This window comes from Mesorhizobium sp. M0772, from assembly GCF_040320135.1.
Taxonomy (GTDB): Bacteria; Pseudomonadota; Alphaproteobacteria; order Rhizobiales; family Rhizobiaceae; genus Mesorhizobium.
The window spans coordinates 43,422-63,391 of record NZ_JAMYPB010000016.1 but is presented as its reverse complement, the minus strand read 5'-3'; the positions used below and the strand labels follow the sequence as shown (position 1 = coordinate 63,391).

Sequence of the window (19,970 nt, the reverse complement as noted above, 5' to 3'; positions counted from 1 at the left end):
GTTTGACGTTCACGTGTTGCCGTCTCCTCCTTGTTTGTTTGTGCATGTCGTCATCGCAAAACCGATGTCACTTTTGCGCGACATGCACTAACGACCCAACCCCTCGCGGCGGCGAACGAGGGATTGAAGCACTGCCGCCAAAACGATGATCGCGGCGGTCGCGAGCAGCTGCATGGCGGGCGTGATATTGTTGAGCTGCAGGATGTTGGCGAGCGCACCCAGCATGATGGTGCCGGCAACGGTGCCGACCATCGAGCCGGCGCCGCCGAACAGGCTGGTGCCGCCGATGACCACGGCGGCGATGGCCGTCAGCTCATAGCCCATGCCGTCATTGGCGCTGCCAAAATTGAACTGGCCGGCATGGACGATGCCGGCAAGGGCGGCGGCAAAGCCGGTGATGGCGTAGACCGATATCTTCACCATCGACACCGGCACGCCGGATATGCGCGCGGCGCGCTCATTGCCGCCGACGGCAAAGACATAGCGGCCGAAACGCGTGGTGTTGAGCACGATGGTGGCGATCGCGGCAAAGACGACGAACACAAGCGTCGCCACCGGCACGGTGTTGTTGAACAGCCGCTCGCCCAGCACGGCGAACACCGGCGGCGCCAGGCCCGGCCCTTCGCCGTAGGAAATGTTGATGTACTGGTTGCCGGAGACGACCAGCGCCAGCCCGCGCGCGGCCTGCAGGCCAGCCAGCGTGACGATGAACGGCTCCAGCCGGAAGCGCGTCGAGATGGTGCCCTGGATGGCGCCGAAGACGATGCCCAAAGCGAGCACGGCGAGGATGGTGGGGATCAGGCCGAAGCCGCCGGAGATCATCATAGAGGCGGTGACGACGCTGGACAGGCCAAGCACTGCGCCGACCGACAGGTCGATGCCGGCGGTGATGATGACGAAGGTCATGCCGATGGCGATGATGCCGGTCTCCGACACGGCGCGCACGATGTTGGCGATGTTGTCGGGGTTGAGGAACAGGATCTCGCCGTGGCGGCGCGGCGAGAAGATGATGCCGCCGATCGCCACCAGCACCAGGCCGATCAGGCTCTGGAAGCGCACGATGAGCGCCAGCGGGTCGCGATGCTTTTGAGGCGCCGCCATCACCGGGCTCGCTGCCACTGGATTGTTGTCCTGAGACATCAGGCCTCCCTGCCGTTAGCCGCGGCCAGCACCGTGTGCTCGTCGACGCCGCCCAAAAATTCCGCCACATTGCGCCCCTGGCGCAGCACCACGATGCGGTCGCACAGACCGATCAGCTCCGGCATCTCGCTGGACGCCACCAGAATGCCGAGCCCTTGCGCGGCGAGTGCCCTGAGCCGCTGGTAGATCTCGCCCTTGGCGCCGACATCGACGCCGCGTGTCGGCTCGTCGAGCAGCAACAGGCGCGGATTGCCGAGGATCTCCTTGGCCAGCACCACCTTCTGCTGGTTGCCGCCAGACAGCGCGCCGACGGCGATATCGGGGTTCTTCGGCCGGATATCGAACTGACCGAAGGATTCCTTCACCGCCTCGGCCTGGCGGCGCGGCGAGACCAGCCAGTTCGGCGAGATTCGGGATATGACCGACATCACCAGGTTGAGGCCGACCGCCATGCGCAGCATCAGGCCCGAGCCCCGGCGGTCGTCGGTGACGAATGCGATGCCGGCGTGGCGGGCAGCACTGATCGAATCCAGTTTTACCGGGCGGCCTGATATGGCGACCTCGCCCTCCCAGCGGCCGGACAGGCCGGTGCCGTAGAGGGCGGACAGCAGCTCGGTGCGCCCTGCCCCCATGATGCCGGCAAGACCGACGATCTCGCCTTCATGGACATCGAGCGAAACGCCTTGCGGCGCCTGCCAGCCGGCGCTGTCGCGGGCGAGCTTGAAGCTGGCGTTCCTCAGACTGAGCAGCGGCTTGCCCGCGGCCTTGGCGCGTTGCGGATAGAGTTCGTCCAGCGGACGTCCGACCAGCAGCCTGACCAGCTCGGCCTGCGGCGCGTGCGGCTCGGTGATGCCGGCGACACGGCCGTCGCGCATTACCGTCACCCGGTCGGCAATGCCGGGCACTTCCTCCAGCCGGTGCGAGATGTAGACGATGCCGACGCCGGTGGCGGCGAGCTTGCGCATGATATCGAACAGCCGCTCGACTTCGCCGACGGTGAGTGCGGCCGTCGGCTCGTCCATGATCAGCACGCGCGAGGCGTAAGACAGCGCCTTGACGATCGCCACCACCTGGCGCTGGCCGATCGACAGATCCGCCACCATGGCGGCCGGATCGATGGCGATCTCGATGGCTTCCAGCCGCTTCTTGGCCTCGCGGCGCATTGCCGGCACGTCGAGGAAGCCGCCCGGACGCATCAGTTCGCGGCCGAGGAAAAGATTGGCCGCGACATCCAGCGACGGCACCAGGTCGAGCTCCTGGAAGATGGTGGCGATGCCTGCCGCTTGCGCCTCGCGCGGGTTGTTGAAGCGCACGGGTTTGCCGTCGATCTCGATGGTGCCTTCGTCCGGCGTGTAGACGCCCGACAAAAGGTTCATCAGCGTCGACTTGCCGGCGCCGTTTTCGCCGAGCAGCGCATGGATTTCGCCGGCCTTGAGATCGAAGTCGACACCGCGCAGCGCCTGCACGCCGCCGAAGCGTTTGACGGCGCCGGTCATTACCAGCAGCGGCGCGCTCATGTTAGCCTCGTGTGGGTCGGCCTCCCGCAGGAGGCGCGCGCCCGCAGCGTCGCCTGCAGCCGCACCGAGCGCGGCGCGGAACCGGTCGCGGCTATACGGGCGCTGAGCAGCGCCGCCGCCTGCCTGCCTATCTCGGTGCCGGGCTGCGCGACCAGCGTCAGCCGCGGCTCGAAACAATCGGCCCATTCGAAATCGTCGAAGCCGGCCAGCGACAGATCGCCCGGAATGCTGAGGCCCTTTTCGCGGATGGCGCGGACGGCTCCGATCGTCGTCATGTTGTTGCCGGTGACCAATGCGGTTGGTGGCGACGGCAGCGACAGGATGGCGTGGGTGGATGCGGTCGCCGCCGCCGTGTCGACATTCTCGGCCGAGAGATAGCGCGGCACGCACTCAAGTCCATTGGCGGCGAGCGAAGCCTGGAACGCCTCGATGCGCTCGCGCGTCGTCGTCAGGCCGGGCTGTCCGGCGATATAGCCGATGCGCTTGTGGCCGAAGGAGGCGACATGGTCGATCAGCGCGCGCATCGACGTTTCGTTCTCGACGCCGATCTGATCGAAGCGCTGGTCGGCGAAACGGTCGATCAGAACGCATGGCATCTTCTTGTCGGCGAGGTAATCGATGGCCCGCTGCGGCGAGCCCGAGGGCGCCAGGATGACGCCGTCGACGCGGCGCTGATGAAAAGCGCGCACCACCTGCAGTTCGCGGTCGGGATCTTCCTGGGTGTCCGACAGGAAGACCATCAGCCCGAGCCGCGCGCATTCGGCCTCGACCGCGCAGATGATGTCGGTGAAATAAGGGTTGGAGATCGCCGAGATGGCCAGGCCGACGCTGTTGGTGGTCGAGGCCTTCAGCGAGCGCGCCAGCTCGTTGGGCTGGTAGCCCATGGCGGCAATGGCGTCGTTGATCAGCCTCGCCTTTTCCAGCGAAACGAAGCGCGTGTTGTTGACGACATGCGAGACGGTCGACACCGACACGCCGGCGCGCCGCGCCACTTCAGCCATTGTCGGCAATAAAACTAAGCGCCTGCAAGCGCTCCTCCCTATGCGTTTCCCATCCGCTCTGTTGGCGGATTTCAGGGCGAGCTTAGGGTGATCGAAACGTTTGCGCAATCGATTCGATGAAATTTTAGGGGGGCTTATCTCCCCCCTCGAGGGGGAGATGTCGCCGAAAGCGACAGAGGGGGTCGGTTCGACTAGGCTCGGCCTCGTGCGGCAGATGGAGGTTGGCGCTTCACGCGATGCGACCCCCTCTGGCCTCCTGGCCATCTCCCCCTCATCAAGGGGGGAGATTCGCAGTTTCACCGAACTCCGCCACCAGCCCCTCATATTCCTCAAAGGCCGGCAGCGCCTCGTAACTGTGCACCGCAGGCGTGGTTGCCCAAGGCAGCTTCTCGCTGGTCCATGTCTCGATGAACGGCGTGAACCAGCCGGGTTCATCAAGCATGGTCGGACGCAGATTGACGAACCAGTCGAGCCCTTCGGGGCGCGTGAACATCCAGCTCATGCAATGTGGGCAGAAGAAATGTTTCGAGGCGCCGTGCAGCCCGCCGATCACCGGCTCGCCTAGCGTGATCTCGAAGCCGTCGGAGGGAATGGCGGCGCTTAGCGAATAGGCGCTGGCCGACATGCGCTGGCAGCCGGTGCAATGGCAAGCCATGGTCAAAAGCGGTTTTGCGGAAATCTTGAGCCGCACGCGTCCGCAGCGGCATCCGCCTTCGGCCGGCAAGGTCAGGGTTGGCACGGCAGTCTCCCAGTCTTCGAACCGCCGGCGGTTCAGTCGCCCGTCAGCGCCTTCGTCGTCACCAGCGTGACGCCGGCATCGGTGAAGTCCGCATTGTACCGGGCGATGATCTCGGTCGCGGTCTCGCCTTCAGTGTCCAGCGTGGAATGCGCATCGGACACGACAGTGACGGCGAGGCCTTCGGCCAGGGCGCCCTCAACGGTGCCGGCGATGCAGAAATCGGTTTGCGCTCCGGCAAGCACGACTTCGCCGGCCCCCTGCCCGGCCACCCAGGCGCCAAGCTCGGCATTCGAGAAGGCGTTGCGGACGGTCTTGGAGAATGTCGGCTCGTCCTTGGCCTGGCCGAGTTCCGGCCATACCGGCCAACCCGGCTCGCCCGGAGCCAGCGGATCGCCGGCCGGCCCGTCATGCCGGACGAACGCGATCCGGCGCCCCTCGCGCCGCGCCCAGCCGATGAGCGAACGGGTGCGCTCGGCGATACCCGGCGCATCATGGATCGGCGGCTCGACGCGGCCGTCGAACATGTTGGTCTGGAGGTCGATGACGATGAGGGGAGCGAGGTTTGGCATGGCGCGAAGATAACGCGGGCGATCGGAGGGTCAAGACGGCGAAGCTGCTGATCTCCCACTTAGGGAGATTACCTGTACCCTCACCCGATTCCACCCGCGACCACGTAAGCACCAGCCGTGCGTCCATCCTCCAGCCGCATGACGGCCGTAACGATCGAGCCGTAAGCGCCTCGCCACACACTGTGCATTCTTTCATGCTCGCCGGCCGGCACCAGGATGCGACCGTGAAAGCTTGTGCCGCTTCGCTCCATGACAACGGCTTCGCCATTGACGTGAACCTTGAGATCAGCGGTCTCCGCATCGAGTTCAACCGTCACGGCGATCTCGGCCTGGTCTCCTTGCCCCATCGTCTCCGCAACAAGCCTGAGTGCCGGCGGCGGCGCATCGCTGGACTTCGATCCACCATGTTGCGCAAACACATCGCCCGGCAATTCCGGCGTGCGCGGCGGGGCCGTGCGGCGTTGGGTGGCGCGCTCGTAATCGCCGGCGAGCCGCAGCAACTCCGCATCATCATAGGCCTTGCCCGCAAAGGTCAGCCCGACCGGCATGCCGATATCGGCCATCGTTCCCATAGGCACGGTGACGGTCGGGATGCCAAGATGACGCCACACCAGATTGCCATTGGCAACCCAGGTGCCGTTGCGCCAGGCGATTGCTGCAGAGGTCTCGTTGACGTCGGCATCGGCCGGGCCGACATCGGCGACCGCCGGCAGCACGACAGCGTCGAGCCTGTGCTCGTCCAGCCAGTCCTCGAAGTCGATGCGCCGCGTCGCCTCCAATCCCTTCAGACCTTCCGCCAGCCTTGGAATATCCAGCAATGGCGTCACGCCCTGTTTGGCGCGTGTGACATAGTCCGCCAGATCGAAACCGTCGTCGCCATAGCGGTCCGGCAGCGCGCCCGGCGGCCGCGGGAAAATCTTTGGGCCGTCGACCGCAGCCAGATCGGGGATCGCCGGATCGGCATTGGCGCGCAGGAAATCGTCCCAGCCCCACATGCAGAGATCCCAGATTTCGCGCTCGGCGAAGGCTTCCGGCACCAGCCCGCGTTCGACCATGGTTTTTGTGCCCGGACGGTCGCGCTCATAGTTCGAGACGACGGGGAAATCGACCTCGACCACCTCCGCGCCGAGCTTTTCCAGGTCACGCGCCGCCTGCCGCCAGAGGTCGAGCACCGAGGCGCGGGTCTCGATGGGTTTGGGCGCGCCGCCATCGCGGCCGATATACATTTTCGGCACGCCGAGGCGTTTGCCTTGTAATGAGCCTTGCAGTTGGAGCGCAGTGTAGCTTGGCGGCCTGAGAGCAGCGCTCTTCGCGATCGACACCCAGGGCTGCACACGCCAGAAATCGCCGCGCGTCTCGGCATCGTCGGCGACGATCACGTCGAGCAGTTCCAGCATGTCGGCGATGCCGCGCGTGTGCGGCACCACCACATCCATGGTCGGCACCAGCGGCCAGTTGCCCCTGACCGAAATGACGCCGCGCGACGGCGTGTAGGCGACAAGTGCATTGTTGGACGCCGGCGCGCGGCCGGAAGACCATGTCTCCTCGCCCAGCCCGAAAGCGGCAAAGCTCGCAGCGGTCGCGGTGCCGGAACCGTTGGACGAGCCTGAAGCGAAGGCGGCGGTCAGGTAATCTGCATTGTAGGGGCTTTCGGCGCGGCCATAGACGCCGCGCTGCATGCCGCCATTCGCCATTGGCGGCATGTTGGTCAGCCCGATCAGCACCGCGCCGCCGGCCCGCAGCCTGGCAATGGTGAAGGCGTCCTCATTGGCGACGAGATGCTCGAAGGCGGGCGAGCCGGCGGCCACCGTCAGGCCCTTCACCTTATAGCTGTCCTTGGCGGAGTAGGGGATGCCGTCGAGCGGCCCGAGGGCAGCACCATTGCGGCGGCGCAGGTCGGACGCCGCCGCCTCCTCGAACATTGCCGGGTTAAGCTCCGGCACGGCATTGAGCGCGATGCCATGGCGGTCGTAATGCGCGATGCGCCTGAGATACGCGCCGACCAGCTCGACGCTGGTGACGGTGCCGGCCTCCAGCGCGCGGCGCAGATCGGCAATCGAGGCTTCGACGATGTGGAGGGACATGGGATTCTCGAGATGCAGCGGCAAATGAGTCTTCGCATCGTGCGATACGAGTGTCACGCCTCAAACGGAAGGTGTGACGGCGACGCTGCTGATCTCCCCCAAGTGGGGAGATGGCCGGCAGGCATAAGTGGCCTCCGAAATTGACTGATGAAAGACAGTTTTGGTATCCGCTGCCGATGTCCATTGTATGACACGACCTCACCGACATCATCGGCGTTGCCTGACCCTGAGCTCACAGCGTCTTGCTGTCGAACTGGCCTTTTTCCTTCATCATTTCGAGGAAGGTCCTGGCCTCGGCGTTTCCGTGGCTTGCCGATGTGGAAAACCACTTGGCAGATTCCGGATAGTTCGGCTTGCCGCCGATCCCGGTGTAATAAAGCTTGCCAAGGTTGAGTTCTGCTTCGACATTTCCCGCCTTGGCTGCCTCCAGCAACCAGAATTCGGCGGATTTTTCATCCTTGGCTATCCCTCTGCCGCGGGCATAGGCAACAGCCAGGTACAGTTCAGACGAAACGTCCCCCTGCTTTGCGGCCTTGAGCCACCACGAAACGGCATCAGCGTCGCTCTGAGTCAGTCCGGCGCCCGTCCAATATGCCAGGCCGAGGTTCGCCTGCGCATAAGCGTCTCCCCGGCTCGCCGCCTTCAGCCACCAGGATGATGCTTCGGCATCACTTTTGGCAGTGCCCTTGCCCGTAGCATAGGCATAGGCCAGCGCAGACTGCGCCGGGACATTGTCCTGTTCCGCCGCCTTGACCAACCAGGCGAACGACTGGGCGTCGTCCTTGCCGATGCCTTTTCCCAATTCATACGCGTTTGCCAAGGAGTATTGCGCTTCCGGCACACCGGCGACCGCGGCCTTCATCCACCATTCGAAGGCCAGGCGGTCATCCTGACCGACGCCGTGGCCAAGCGAATACAGCGTGCCCAACAAAGACTCGGCATTCGGCTCACCCATGTCGGCCGCCTTTCGCACCCACATCACGGCGAGCTGATCGTCCTTCTCGACGCCTTCACCGAGATAATAGGATCGACCGATGCAGTAGGCAGCTTCGGTACTGCCGCCATCGGCTGCCTTGCGCCACCAGGAGAGAGCTTGCTCATAGCTTTGCGGAACACCTTGGCCCTGCGCGTACAGGGTGCCGATGGCATAGTAACCATTCGCGTTGCTCTTGTCGGAAGACTGTGTGGCAAATTTTAACGCCAGTTGGTCGTTTCTTTCGACACCTCGGCCATGGGAATAGGCCTGGGCGAGCAAGGATGCCGCATCTGCATTTCCTTGCTCGGCTGCTTTGCCCCACCAGTAGGTCGCCTGCCTGTCATTTTGGGCAATACCCTGGCCACGCCAGTACATTAATCCCAGATTGTACTGTGCGTCAGCATTTCCCATGTCGGCCAGCACGGAGATCTGATGGAATTGCTCGCGATAATCCTTTGCCAGGACAGCCGCTTGAATCTTCTTAATGGCTGACCACTGCACATAGTAATTTCGGCCAGGACCGAGCAGCACAAAAGCCGCCAGCAACACCAGAACGACGGTAAGGACCCCTCGGCGACGCGACGTGGGCGGGCTGTAGACAGGTGTATCCACTTTGGGCGCCCAGTCGTTGTTGCTCACCGTCCCCAATCCATTTGCAGCCACCAGTAATCCATAGCGCAAGCCAGGCTGTTCTGGAATATCCAAAGCATTTGATGTCGCTACTGCGGTGCGCCGGCGAACAGGATTTCGCCATCGCCGCCAGCGGCCGGCCAATCCCTGATGGTGCGATCGTCGCCGCCGGTGAGCAGCGTGCCGTCGGTGGCGAAAGCAACGGCGTAGATCGGGCCGGTGCGGCTGTCGAACATGGCGGTCTGGCCGCCGGTGCCGACATCCCACAGCCGCGCCGTGCCGTCGAGCGAGCCGGAGGCCAAGCGCTTGCCGTCGGCCGACAGCGCCAGCGTATAGACGGTGCCTTCGTGACCCTCGAAGCGGCGCAATTCCCTAAACGTGTCGAGGTCCCAGAGCTTGATCGTGTAGTCGCCGCTGCCGGTGACGACATGATGGCCGTCGGCGGTGAAGACAGCGCCGTAAGTGCCCTGCTCGTGGCCGTGCCAGCTTCGCAATTGCTTGCCGCTTTCGACGTCCCAGAATTTCAGCGTGCCGTCGATGGAGCCGCTGAGCGCGCGCGTGCCGTCGGGCGAGATTGCGACCGTGCTGATCGGCCAGTCATGTCCGGTCATCACATGCAGCACCGATTTGTTGACGAGATCCCAGACGATGACGTTGCCGGTGTCGTGGCCACTGACGGCGCGCTTGCCGTCCGGGCTGATCGCCAGCTTGCGCACGCCGCCATTCGCGCCCGACGAGAAGACATGCAGCACCGCGCCGTCGGCAAGCTTTCGCAGCACGATCTCGCCATCGTCGCCGGCGGTCAGCGCGGTTGCGCCGTCGGGCATGAACAGCGCCGTGCGCGCCATGTCCTTGTGTTCACCAAGGTTGCGGATCAGCCGCTTGCCGGCGATGTCCCAGAGCTTGATCATATGGTCGGTGCTGGCGCTCATGATGTCGCGGCCATCGGCCGAGACGGCGAGCCAGACGACGGCGTCGCGATGGCCGTCGGGCTCGGTCGGCAGCGCCGGCGGAGGCGGCGGCAACGGCGCGACGGTTTGCGGTGGCGGTGTCGCCGGAGCGAGTGCGACTTGTGGCGGCCGAGGGGGAGCAGTTGGAGGCGTAGGCTGCGCCGGTTCCGGCGGTTTGGCAGCCTGCTCAGGCGGGGTTGGCTCGGGAGGCGTGGCGAGCGGCGGCGAACTCGGTGGAACCGCCGGCGTCGCCAGGTCCGGTGGGACGCCGGCGATATCCTGGCCCTTCGGCTCGGCTTTGGGCTCTCTCGGGGCGACGACCTCAGCGCCCGGGCCGGCGTCACGCGCCCAAGGGAAGTGGTCGGCCAGCAGCGCCAACACGGCGAGCACCGGCAACATGAGGAAGGCGCGCCGCCAGCCCGGGCGACCCTTGGATTCCATCTCGGCGTCGCGGCCAAAAAGCGGCGTTCCAGCAGGCTGGCTTCGCCGACCCGGCAGCAGTCCGGCCCAGAACAACAGGGCGCCAAGCAGGCAAAGCCCGCCGACGGTCAGGAACACCACCGGTCGCAGCGTGGCTGGGCCGTGCAGCATGTGGTCGATCCCGCTCCAGCTGAAATCTCTGTCGCCGAGCAGCAGATACGCCCGCACCAGACAAGCCAAAGCGGCCGCCAGCAGCGGAAGCGCAAACAGCCTTTCGGCCAACCTGTCCATCGGACTCCCCCTCCGGTGCCGCACCTTGCTCATCATGCGGCCGCCGCAGCGAAACAAATAGCGCAAAACTGCGCCCACGAAAGTGGGCGCGATCACGCAGCCAAATTCACTTCAATTCGACCCATACCGGCGCGTGGTCGCTGGCGCCGTCCTCACCTCTGACATCGCGGTCGATGCCGGCAGCGGTGAGGCGGCGCGCCAGTTTCTTCGACAGCAAGATGTGGTCGAGCCGCAGCCCGGCATCGCGCGGCCAGCGGTTGCGGCGATAATCCCAGAATGTGTAGAGCGTTTCCTTCGGATGCTTCTTGCGGAGCGCATCGGTCCAGCCCTGCTCGAGCAGACGCTGGAACGACGCCCGGCTTTCCGGCTGCACCAGCGCGTTGTCGTCATAGGAGCGGGTGGCGTAGATGTCGCGCGGCTCGGGCACGATGTTGTAGTCGCCGACCAGCGCCACCGGCAGGCCGGTGTCGAACAGTTCTGCGGCATGCGCCTCCAGCCGCGCGTGCCACGCCAGCTTGTACTGGAATTTCGGCCCCGGCTGCGGGTTACCGTTGGGCGCGTAGAGACAGGCGATGACGACGCCCGACACCGCCGCCTCGATGTAGCGGCTCTGCTTGTCGGCGGTATCGCCGGGCAGTTCGTCACGGGTCAGCACCGGCTCGGCTCCTCGCGCCAGTATGGCTACGCCGTTCCAGGTCGGCTCGCCCTTCCACACCGCGCCATAGCCGGCGTCGGCCAGTGCCGTGCGCGGAAACTGCAGGTCGCGCGCCTTCAGCTCCTGCAGGCAGACGACATCGGGCTTGGCTGCCGCCAGCCACGCCAGCAGGTTTTGCAGCCGGCTGTTGACGTTGTTGATATTGAAGGTGGCGATTTTCATTTGGCGATCAGGAAACGATCCGCCCTGTCCACGCCTTCACCGTCCCGGCCAGCGTCTTCAAATGATCGGCGGTCGAAAACCCCGACACGCTCTTGCGCGGCTTCAGGTCGTGGTCGCCATCCTCCAGCCAGATCACCTCGATGGCTTTGGAAAGGCCGTAGGTCGCGACCTCTTCTTTCGTGCCGAACTCGTCGCGGGTGCCCTGGAAGATCAGCGTCGGCGTCTTGAAGTCGGCGAGATGTTTTGTCCTGAGTTGCTCGGGCTTGGCCGGCGGATGAAAGGGATAGCCGAGGCAGACGAGGCCCGAAATCTCGCCCTTGGCGAACATCTCGTCGGCAACCATCGAGGCGACGCGCCCGCCCATCGACTTGCCGCCGATGATGAGCGGACCAGCGACGCCCCTCGCCCTCAGATCGGCGATGGCCTTGATGTATTCCGGGTTGACCGTCTCGGCGCGCGGCGGCGGCTTGCGCTGGCCATAGCGGCGGGCCGCCATATAGTGAAATTCGAAGCGCGCGACCTGGAAGCCGGCGGTGGCCAGCGCCTTAGCGGTGGCGGTCATCGAAGGCGAATCCATCGACGCGCCGGCGCCGTGGGCTAGCAAGATGGTGACCGCGGCGGTTTCGTTACCGTCGAAGAGGAAGGCGGTCATGGGGTGCGCTGCCATTGCGCCTCACCCCGCCGTCCGCGCCAGCTGCAGATCGACGAACTGTATCCCCTTTTGCGCAGTGCGCGCCCATTCGCTGTCAGCATCGAGTTCGAGATAGCGCACCCAGTGGCGGCGGGCTTCGGTCAGATTGCCGGCGTCGAACTCCAGCCGGGCAAGGTTGAACACCGGATCGGCGTAGCTCTTGTCGAGCGCGATGGCCTTGACCAGATGCCGGCGCGCCGAGGCGACCTTGCCTTCGTCGCTCATCAGCCCGGCGAGGTTGAACCAGGCCTCGACGAACGCCGGATCGAGCTTGATCGCTCTTGCATAGTCATGCGCCGCGTCGGCCACGCGACCGGCGCCACGCAAGCAATTGGCGCGGTTGAACGCGGCGATGGCGTCGCTCGGATCGATGCTGAGGCAGCGTTGGTAGAGCGCCGCGGCATCGTCGTGCCGGCCCTCCTCTTCCGCGCTTTCAGCCTCGGCGAACAATTCTTCCAGCGTGTCGTCGCCGGCTGCGCTTGCGCTGCCGAGATCGAACAGCAGCTGGCCGTCGAGTTCGCTCTGGCCATCCTCGAGATAGATCTGATCGGGCCGGCCATGCTGCGAGCCGACATTGAGCGATTTGGCGGTGAGCGAAGCGACCGGACCGGAGCGATGCACGGAGCGCGCGATCGCGCCCCAGGATGCACCGCCGGCGACCAGCCCGGCATATTTGCGGGCAAGGATCAGATCGCGGAACGAGTAGGGTTCACAATCGTGCTCGAAGGCGTCGAACAGGCTGAGCAGGTCGAGGTCGGCACCGGACAGTCTGGACTGGTCGACGAGAGACTGCCTGGACAGCGAAGACGCCTCCGGCGCCTTCATCAGACCAAGCAGGCGCAGGAAGCCATTTTCGCTAAGGAGTGTTCGGCCAGCGGAGCCCTCGGCTGCAACCCGGCGCTCGATCTCGGCATCGCCGCCCTTCGCCGTGCCGGCCTTGGCGATCAGCGTTCGGCCGAACACAACATGGCTGGTGCGCCTGGTGACGCCGCGCCGCAACTGGCCGTGCTGACGCTCCACCTCACGGGCCGCGAGCCGCAGCGGAAATGCCGCCAGCGCGCCGATGGCGCCGAAGACGGCGCCCGGGATTATACCGGTCGGCGCCGTCACCCCTTGCTCTTGCCGACGGCCTTGAGCAGATTGGCCTTCAACGGGTTTTCCTTGGCCGCACCCGCCTTACCCTTGGCGGCAGGTTTTTCAGCGTCGTCGGCCTTGCTCTTCGACTTGGCCGGCGGCTTGGCTGATTGCGACAGGCTCGCCTTCAACGCGTCCATGAGGTTGATGACATTGCCACGCTCGGGCGCCGCCGCAATGATCGGCTTATGGCCCTTCAGTTTCTCGCGGATCATCGTCATCAGCGCGATCTCGTAGCGGTCCTCATAATTCTTCGGATCGAAGGTGGTTTCCTTCTGCTTGATCAGCGCTTCGGCCAATTGCAGCATTTCGGGATCCGGCTTGCCAGCCGGGATGTTGCCGAAATATTCAGCCGTGCCGCGCACTTCGTTCGGGTTCCTCAACGTACACACGAACATGCCGTTCTCGCGCGCGCCGATCGTCACCACGCGCTCGCGGCTGGACAGGACAAGGCGGGCAATGGCCAGCTTGCCGGATTTGCGCATTGCCTCGCGCAGCACGGCGAAGGTTTCCTCCGCCATGGCGCCATCCGGCGCCATGTAGTACGGCGCATCCTGATAGATGACGTCAACCTCGTCTTCGTCGACGAAGGCCTCGATGTTCATCGTGTGATTGGATTCGATGCGCACTGCTTCGAGGTCGGCCTCATCGATGATGATGTACTGCTTGTCCTCGTATTCGTAACCCTTGACCAGGTCCGCGCGCTCCACGAGGCCGAGTTCAGGGTCGACCGGCTTCATGTTGATGCGGTTGTGGGTCTTCTTGTGCAATTGGTTGAACGATATGCGCTCGCTGGTCGTCGTTGCCGGATAGAGCCGGACTGGACAGCTGACGAGGCTGAGCTTGAGGTAACCTTTCCAACTTGCCCTGGGCGCCATGATACTCTCCTACGCGGCCATGCACTGACATTTCAGACTGAGCATGATCTTCTCCGAAAACCGGTTCCCACGTTTCGGGATCATGCTTACTGCAGCGCTTCGTCCAAAGGACGAATGGTGCTGCGGAAATCCTACACCGGCCCCAAACATACCGGCAAATTCCTGACGAAACCTTCCAGGTGAGCTGGAGGGCACCGACGGAGGATAATTCAAATTGTCCGCATGGTCGATGGACTTGGGGAAGTAAGTCATGCCGGAGGGACAGCACCCCCTCTGTCCTGCCGGACATCTCCCCCGCAAGTGGGGAGATTGGCAGCTTCAACCTTATCGCTCCTCTTGCAAGGTTTGCGATTGGCGAAAGCAGAGGCGACATCCGATCTCCCCCCTTGCGGGGGAGATGTCCGGCAGGACAGAGGGGGGTGTGCCGGATCGCCAACACCTCCCGATCTACTTCCCAGAAAACACCGGCAAATCCCTCGCGAAATCCTCCATGTCCGCCCAGGGGTCGCCCGAGGTCGCCAACAACCCCGGCAGCGAGGAATAGTTCAGATCCTGCGGCGTATCGATCGTCTCAAGGTCTGCCCAACTCACCGGCGTCGACGCCGGCAGGTTGGTGCGGGCGCGCAGCGAATAGGGGGCGGCGGAGGTGTGGCCGCGCGCGTTGCGGTGATAGTCGATGAAGATGCGGCGCCTGCGGTTTTCCTTGCCCATTGTGGTGGTGAAAGTGTCGGGTGCGGTGGCCGCCAAGTGCGTGGAGATGGCGCTGGTCGCCTGGTGCAGCTTCTTCCAGTTCTGCTTTTGCGTCACCGGCATGGCTATGTGGATGCCGCTGCCGCCGGATGTCTTGGCGAACGGCACCAGGCCGAACCGCTCCAATTCGCCCTTGATGTGGACGGCGGCCTCGACCACTTCGCGCCAGGCGATGCCCTCGCCCGGATCGAGATCGAAAACGATCTGGTCGGGCTTGTCGAGGCTCAAGCGATGCGTGCCCCAGGTGTGGAACTCAACGACGCCGAACTGCGCGAGTGCCAGATAGCCTTTTGCTCCCTCGACCGACAGATAGGATTTGGTTTCACCTTCGGAGTTGGTGGCGTCAAAAGTGACCACCGACGGCGGCATGCCGGTGAAGGCGTGGCGCTGGAAGAAACAGTCCTTCGGCAGGCCCGTCGGGCAGCGCACCAGCGACACCGGGCGGCCCATGATATGCGGCAGCATGAAATCGCCGACCAGCGCGTAATAGACGGCGATGTCGAGTTTGGTCGGTCCGGTCTTGCCGAACAGCCGCCGCTCCGGATTGGTCACCCAGATGGTGGCGAGATCGGCTTCGGCGATCAGCCGCTTGCGCTTCGGCGACACCGGCGTCGACAGGCCGACATCGCGCAAGCCCCGAAACACACCGTGGCGCAGCGAATTGTCCGCCGTTCGGTTGGCGTAGTGGATGCGGGCCGACAGCATCGGCCGCACCCATTTCATCTCGCGCATGATCTCGCGCGGCACACCCTCGGGTGCTGTCGCGCCGTCCCGCAGCGGCTGCAGCCGGGCCAGCAAGTCGCCCGCCGTCGCGGCATCGAAGCCGGTGCCAACCTTGCCGCGATAGTGCAGTTCACCATCCGCGAATTCAGCCATGCCGATTGCCGCCAGTCCTTCGGCCGCGTCGGAAACGGTGTAGCCGGCGATGATGAAATCGCCGGTCTCCAGCGCCTTGACCTTGGTCCAGGTCTTGGTGCGGCCGCTCTGGTAGATGGCGTTGGCGCGCTTGGAGACGACGCCTTCCAGCCCAAGGATCGAGGCCTGATCGTAAAGCCCCTGCCCGTCGCCTTCGACATGGTCGCTCAGCTGGATGGCGGAGTTGGCGCCCTGCCCGGCTAGCAGTTCGGCGAGCAAGGCCTTGCGTCTTGCGAGCGGCGCCTTGCGGAGGTCCCAGCCGTCGAGATGCAGCAGGTCGAAGGCATAGAAATGGAGCTTGCTGCCCGCACCCGCCGACAGCGCATCCTGCAGCAGCGCGAAACGCGAGATGCCCTTCTCGTCCAGCACCATGATCTCGCCGTCGATGATCGCCTGGCTGAGCGGTAGCCGGGAAAAGGCTTGCGGCAGGTCGCCGTAACGCTTCGTCCAGTCGATGCCGCCGCGGGTGATCAACCTGACCTCGCCATCTCCGACATGCGCCATGGTACGATAGCCGTCGAATTTTATTTCATGCAGCCAGAGTTCACCTGTGTCTTCCACCGGCCCGCCCGGCGGTTTCGGCACCTGCGTGGCGAGCTGCGGCTCGATGCGCGACGGCGGATCGCCCCTGACCGCACCGGACAACGCGCCGGGTTTCAGCGCGCCGGGCTTGGGCGGCAGGCGGGCCGGCTTCCTCGGCGGCGCCACCAGCTCCTCGATCCGCTTGCCGGACTTCACGCTTTCCGGCCGCGCTTCCAGGATGTCGAGGCCGGTATCGGCGGCGAGATCGCGCTCCTTGAACAGCAGCCAGTTTTTCTTCTCGCTGTCTTCGCCGGGCTTGGGCTTCAGACGGGTCAGCATCCAGCCGCCATTCAACTTGTCGCCGGCCAGCCGGAACTTGAAGGCGCCGGTGCGCAGGCTCTTGTCGACATCGTCCATCGGTGCCCAGGTGCCGGTGTCCCAGACGATCATCGGCCCGCCGCCATATTCGCCTTCGGGAATGACGCCCTCGAAGTCGATATATTCGAGCGGATGGTCCTCGGTCTCGACTGCGAGCCGCTTGTCGGCCGGGTTGAGCGAGGGCCCGCGCGGCACCGCCCAGCTTTTCAGCACGCCGCCGACCTGCAGGCGCAAATCGTAATGGTCGGCGGTGGCGTGATGCTTGTGGACGACGAAGCGGTTGCCGTCGCCTGAAATGACCCCGCCCGCCGGTTCCGGCGTCTTCGTAAATTCGCGCTTGGCGCGATAGGCCTTGAGTGTTGGCTGGGTTGGCATGGGTCAGGCGGGAGCGGCGGCGGCGGACGAACCTTCCCTGCGCAGCGTTCCTGCACAGTGCTGTCCCGCCAACATTTCAAATTTCCCAGCGCGGTGCGAAGGAACGGCGTTCACACTCAATCGTCGGTGGCCGGCGTCAGGTCTAGCTCGGCCGGGGACAGCCCTTGCTGGAGCTGGCTCAGCCGGAACTCGTCGACCCAGTAGGCCTCGCCGTCGACCAGCACGCGGGCCGAGTAGACGCCGCCGGAAAAGCTTTGCGCGGTGACGTAGACCTTGTGGCGGTCGAGCGCCTTGCGCACCGCGGCGCGCTTGGAATTCTGGCTGGTGACGGAACTGGCCATGGCTCACTCATACACAAGACCGCAAGACATGGCGGCGGCATAAGGATGCTGGAGATCGGCTGCTCTGTCAATTTTGACCGCCTGCTTCTGGCAGCGCTACGATCCGGCGGCAGCAAAAAACCGCTGCGCCTCGGCAGTGGGCTTTGCAATGGCGACGACAATATTCGGTTAGTGGTCCGAAGGAATTATGAGCGCGGTGACGCGCGAGAGCTGCTGACGCCGGTTCCGCGTCGGCTTCTCGTAGATCTTCTTCATTGGTATCCCATGGCCCCCAATGGCCGCCGGCAAAGGCGCTTGCGGCTGGGGTTTTGTCAAGGGAAGCGCTGTTCTTCCGCCGAACAGCTATGGAAACTGGAGGAGCGGCCGCTATAGCTTTCCTCAGCCCCAAGGAGAACGGCAATGACCCTCAGCACCCGCAAACTCGGCAGCCAGGGGCTGCAGGTCTCGGTGATCGGCCTCGGCTGCATGGGCATGAGCCAGTCCTACGGCCCTGCCGACGAGGCGGAATCGATCGCCACCCTGCACCGAGCCATCGAACTCGGCTGTACCTTCCTCGACACGGCGGAAGTCTACGGCGCTTATGCCAATGAAGAACTGCTCGGGCGGGCGCTGAAGGGCCGGCGCGATGAGGTGACCCTTGCCACCAAATTCGGCTTCCGCATCGAAAACGGCAGACAGGTCGGCACGGAGCGTGACAGCCGGCCCGACCATATCCGCGAGGCGCTGGAGGGCTCGCTGAAGCGGCTCGGCACCGACCATATCGACCTTTACTACCAGCATCGCGTCGATCCGGCCGTGCCGATGGAAGACGTCGCCGGCACGATCGGCCGGCTCGTCGCCGAGGGCAAGGTGCGCTTCTTCGGCCTGTCGGAGGCTGGTGCGGCCAACATCGGCCGCGCACATGCCGTGCATCCGGTCTCGGCGCTGCAGAGCGAGTATTCGCTGTGGGAGCGCAATCTGGAGCCGGAAATCATCCCGCTGCTCAAAAAGCTCGGCATCGGCCTGGTGCCGTTCGCGCCGCTCGGCCGCGGTTTCCTCGCCGGCGATGTCAAGCGCGCCGAGGATTATCCGGAAGGCGATTTTCGGCGCGGCGACCCCCGCTACCAGGGCGCCAACTACGACGCCAATGTCGCGGCAGCGGCTGCGGTGCAAGAGGTGGCCGCGGCCAAAGGGGTAAAGCCCGCACAGATCGCGCTGGCCTGGGTGCTCGGCAAGGGCGACGGCTTCGGCATCGACATCGTGCCGATCCCGGGGACAAAGCGGCGCAAGTATCTGGAGGAAAATGTCGCTGCCGCAGCGATCACGCTCGAAGCCGCCGAGATGGCTGCGCTCGACGCGGCACTCGCGCCGGGCAAGGTCTCAGGGCCGCGCTACAATGAGCGGGTGATGACGACCATCGACAGGTAGAGGCGTCTAAGCTGCCAATTTCCCCCCTCGTGGGGGAGATGCCTGGCAAGGCAGAGGGGGCGCGAAGGATCGCCCGCATCAAGTATTCTGCGTAGAGGTTAGCTCAAAGATGTAAGTGAAATTGGCCAATGTCGGCGGGACAGCGCCCCCCTCTGTCCTGCCGGACATCTCCCCCACAAGGGGGGAGATTAGCAGTTTCAGCCCCTCGCCTCACCTTGCGTAATCGATTTTCCTTGGCTAGCATCCTCGGGTCGGCGCCGTGCGGAGGAGAACGTTGCGGCGGACCGGCTGGAGCGCCTCGCGTCCCCTCGGGGCGTTCACAGGACACTCCATTTTTGAATTGACGCAAGGACCGTCCCGAGCCGCTCCCGGTTTCGGGCTCCTGCGTTCATGTGGAGGATATCTGATGAACAGACGCGAATTCCTGTTGTCGACCGTGGCGACCGGCGCCATGGCGCTGGCCGCGCCCATGGCCTTTGCCGCCGACAAATTGACCATATTGGGCTCGGTGCCCAATCTCGGCTTTCCGTTCTTTGTGCACATGCTGAACGAGATCAAGGCGGAGGCGCAGGCGCAAGGCGTCAATCTGACCGAGAGCGACGGCCAGAACTCGGCGCCGAAGCAGACCGCCGACATCGAGGCCGCACTTGTGCAGAAGGTCAACGCCATCGTGATTTCGCCGCTTGACGTCAACGCGCTGGCGCCGGCGATCGAGGAAGCGGTCAAGGCCGGGGTTCCCGTGGTCACCATCGACCGCCGCGTCGACGGCGTCGAGGGCATTCTGGCCCATGTCGGCGCCGACAATGTCAAGGGCGGCGAGGCCGAGGCGCAGGCCATGGTGGCGGCGTTCCCCAACGGCGCCAAGCTGTTCCATTTGCAAGGCCAGCCGGGTGCCGGGCCCGCGATCGACCGCAACAAAGGCGTCCACAATGTGCTCGATCCGCTCAAGGACAAGTACCAGATCATCTTCGAGCAGACCGCTAATTTCGCCCGCGCCGAGGCGCTGTCGGTGACCGAGGCCGGGCTTGCCGCCAACGGCAAGCCGGACGCCATCATCTGCGCCAATGACGACATGGCGCTCGGCGCGCTCGAAGCCTGTGCCGCGCGCAACTTCACCGACGTCAAGATCTACGGCTTCGACGCGCTGCCGGAAGCGCTGGTCGCCGTGCGCGACGGCAAGCTCGCCGGCACGGTCGAGCAGTTCCCCGGCGAACAGTCGCGCAAGGCGGTGCAGATCGCGGTCGCCTTCGCCAGGGACAAGACCGAGCCGAAGGAGAAGCTGGTGCTGTTGACGCCGATCGTCATCGGCAAGGACAATCTCGACAAGGCGGAGAGGTTGAACGAGACGAAGTGAGAGTAGGGCCCATGACGGGTGGAGGTCGCGC

At 64.6% G+C, this 19,970-nt stretch carries 17 protein-coding genes; 3 read left to right on the top strand and 14 right to left on the bottom strand.

Annotated features, from left to right (window positions below):
* Positions 1-87: 87 nt before the first annotated feature.
* From NKI06_RS13600 to NKI06_RS13535, 14 genes are all read right to left on the bottom strand, one after another.
* Positions 88-1,140 (bottom strand): ABC transporter permease, encoded by a 1,053-nt coding sequence (locus NKI06_RS13600; protein ID WP_023705098.1) that lies wholly within the window; start codon positions 1,138-1,140, stop codon positions 88-90.
* Positions 1,140-2,657 (bottom strand): sugar ABC transporter ATP-binding protein, encoded by a 1,518-nt coding sequence (locus NKI06_RS13595; RefSeq protein ID WP_352546133.1) that lies wholly within the window; start codon positions 2,655-2,657, stop codon positions 1,140-1,142. The genes NKI06_RS13600 and NKI06_RS13595 overlap by 1 nt, the downstream gene beginning before the upstream one ends.
* Positions 2,654-3,667 (bottom strand): LacI family DNA-binding transcriptional regulator, encoded by a 1,014-nt coding sequence (locus NKI06_RS13590; protein WP_352985747.1) that lies wholly within the window; start codon positions 3,665-3,667, stop codon positions 2,654-2,656. The genes NKI06_RS13595 and NKI06_RS13590 overlap by 4 nt, the downstream gene beginning before the upstream one ends.
* A gap of 265 nt (positions 3,668-3,932) precedes the next feature.
* Positions 3,933-4,397 carry a GFA family protein gene (locus tag NKI06_RS13585; protein WP_352985745.1) on the bottom strand — a complete coding sequence of 155 codons (465 nt, stop codon included), beginning with the start codon at positions 4,395-4,397 and terminating at the stop codon, positions 3,933-3,935.
* Between the two features lie 32 nt (positions 4,398-4,429).
* The gene (locus NKI06_RS13580) at positions 4,430-4,966 is read right to left on the bottom strand and encodes an isochorismatase family protein (RefSeq protein ID WP_352985743.1); all 537 of its coding nucleotides are present in this window, start codon (positions 4,964-4,966) and stop codon (positions 4,430-4,432) included.
* A gap of 80 nt (positions 4,967-5,046) precedes the next feature.
* A complete protein-coding gene (locus NKI06_RS13575) occupies positions 5,047-7,050 on the bottom strand; it encodes an amidase (RefSeq protein ID WP_352985741.1) in 2,004 nt (667 codons plus the stop codon).
* 232 nt (positions 7,051-7,282) lie between these two features.
* Positions 7,283-8,665 (bottom strand): SEL1-like repeat protein, encoded by a 1,383-nt coding sequence (locus NKI06_RS13570; protein ID WP_352985739.1) that lies wholly within the window; start codon positions 8,663-8,665, stop codon positions 7,283-7,285.
* Between the two features lie 80 nt (positions 8,666-8,745).
* Positions 8,746-10,317 (bottom strand): WD40 repeat domain-containing protein, encoded by a 1,572-nt coding sequence (locus tag NKI06_RS13565; protein ID WP_352655197.1) that lies wholly within the window; start codon positions 10,315-10,317, stop codon positions 8,746-8,748.
* Between the two features lie 106 nt (positions 10,318-10,423).
* Entirely contained in the window at positions 10,424-11,194 is a 771-nt protein-coding gene (locus tag NKI06_RS13560; protein WP_023727066.1) for an exodeoxyribonuclease III, read from the bottom strand.
* Positions 11,195-11,201: 7 nt separating this feature from the next.
* Positions 11,202-11,846: an alpha/beta hydrolase family protein gene (locus tag NKI06_RS13555; RefSeq protein WP_352985795.1), complete on the bottom strand. Its 645-nt coding sequence runs from the start codon at positions 11,844-11,846 to the stop codon at positions 11,202-11,204.
* A gap of 21 nt (positions 11,847-11,867) precedes the next feature.
* A complete protein-coding gene (locus NKI06_RS13550) occupies positions 11,868-12,995 on the bottom strand; it encodes a tetratricopeptide repeat protein (RefSeq protein WP_352985736.1) in 1,128 nt (375 codons plus the stop codon).
* Positions 12,992-13,897 carry a non-homologous end joining protein Ku gene (ku, locus tag NKI06_RS13545; protein WP_023685883.1) on the bottom strand — a complete coding sequence of 302 codons (906 nt, stop codon included), beginning with the start codon at positions 13,895-13,897 and terminating at the stop codon, positions 12,992-12,994. The genes NKI06_RS13550 and ku overlap by 4 nt, the downstream gene beginning before the upstream one ends.
* Positions 13,898-14,344: 447 nt before the next feature.
* Positions 14,345-16,837, bottom strand: coding sequence for a DNA ligase D (ligD, locus tag NKI06_RS13540; RefSeq protein WP_352985734.1), 2,493 nt, complete (start codon positions 16,835-16,837; stop codon positions 14,345-14,347).
* 116 nt (positions 16,838-16,953) lie between these two features.
* Positions 16,954-17,178, bottom strand: coding sequence for a hypothetical protein (locus NKI06_RS13535; RefSeq protein WP_023699154.1), 225 nt, complete (start codon positions 17,176-17,178; stop codon positions 16,954-16,956).
* Between the two features lie 45 nt (positions 17,179-17,223).
* Here NKI06_RS13535 and NKI06_RS13530 point away from each other — a divergent pair, with 45 nt between their 5' ends.
* From NKI06_RS13530 to NKI06_RS13520, 3 genes are all read left to right on the top strand, one after another.
* Positions 17,224-17,550 (top strand): hypothetical protein, encoded by a 327-nt coding sequence (locus tag NKI06_RS13530; RefSeq protein WP_156936352.1) that lies wholly within the window; start codon positions 17,224-17,226, stop codon positions 17,548-17,550.
* Between the two features lie 27 nt (positions 17,551-17,577).
* Entirely contained in the window at positions 17,578-18,585 is a 1,008-nt protein-coding gene (locus NKI06_RS13525; protein WP_023743907.1) for an aldo/keto reductase, read from the top strand.
* Positions 18,586-18,991: 406 nt separating this feature from the next.
* Positions 18,992-19,939: a substrate-binding domain-containing protein gene (locus tag NKI06_RS13520; protein WP_023673481.1), complete on the top strand. Its 948-nt coding sequence runs from the start codon at positions 18,992-18,994 to the stop codon at positions 19,937-19,939.
* Positions 19,940-19,970 lie beyond the last annotated feature (31 nt).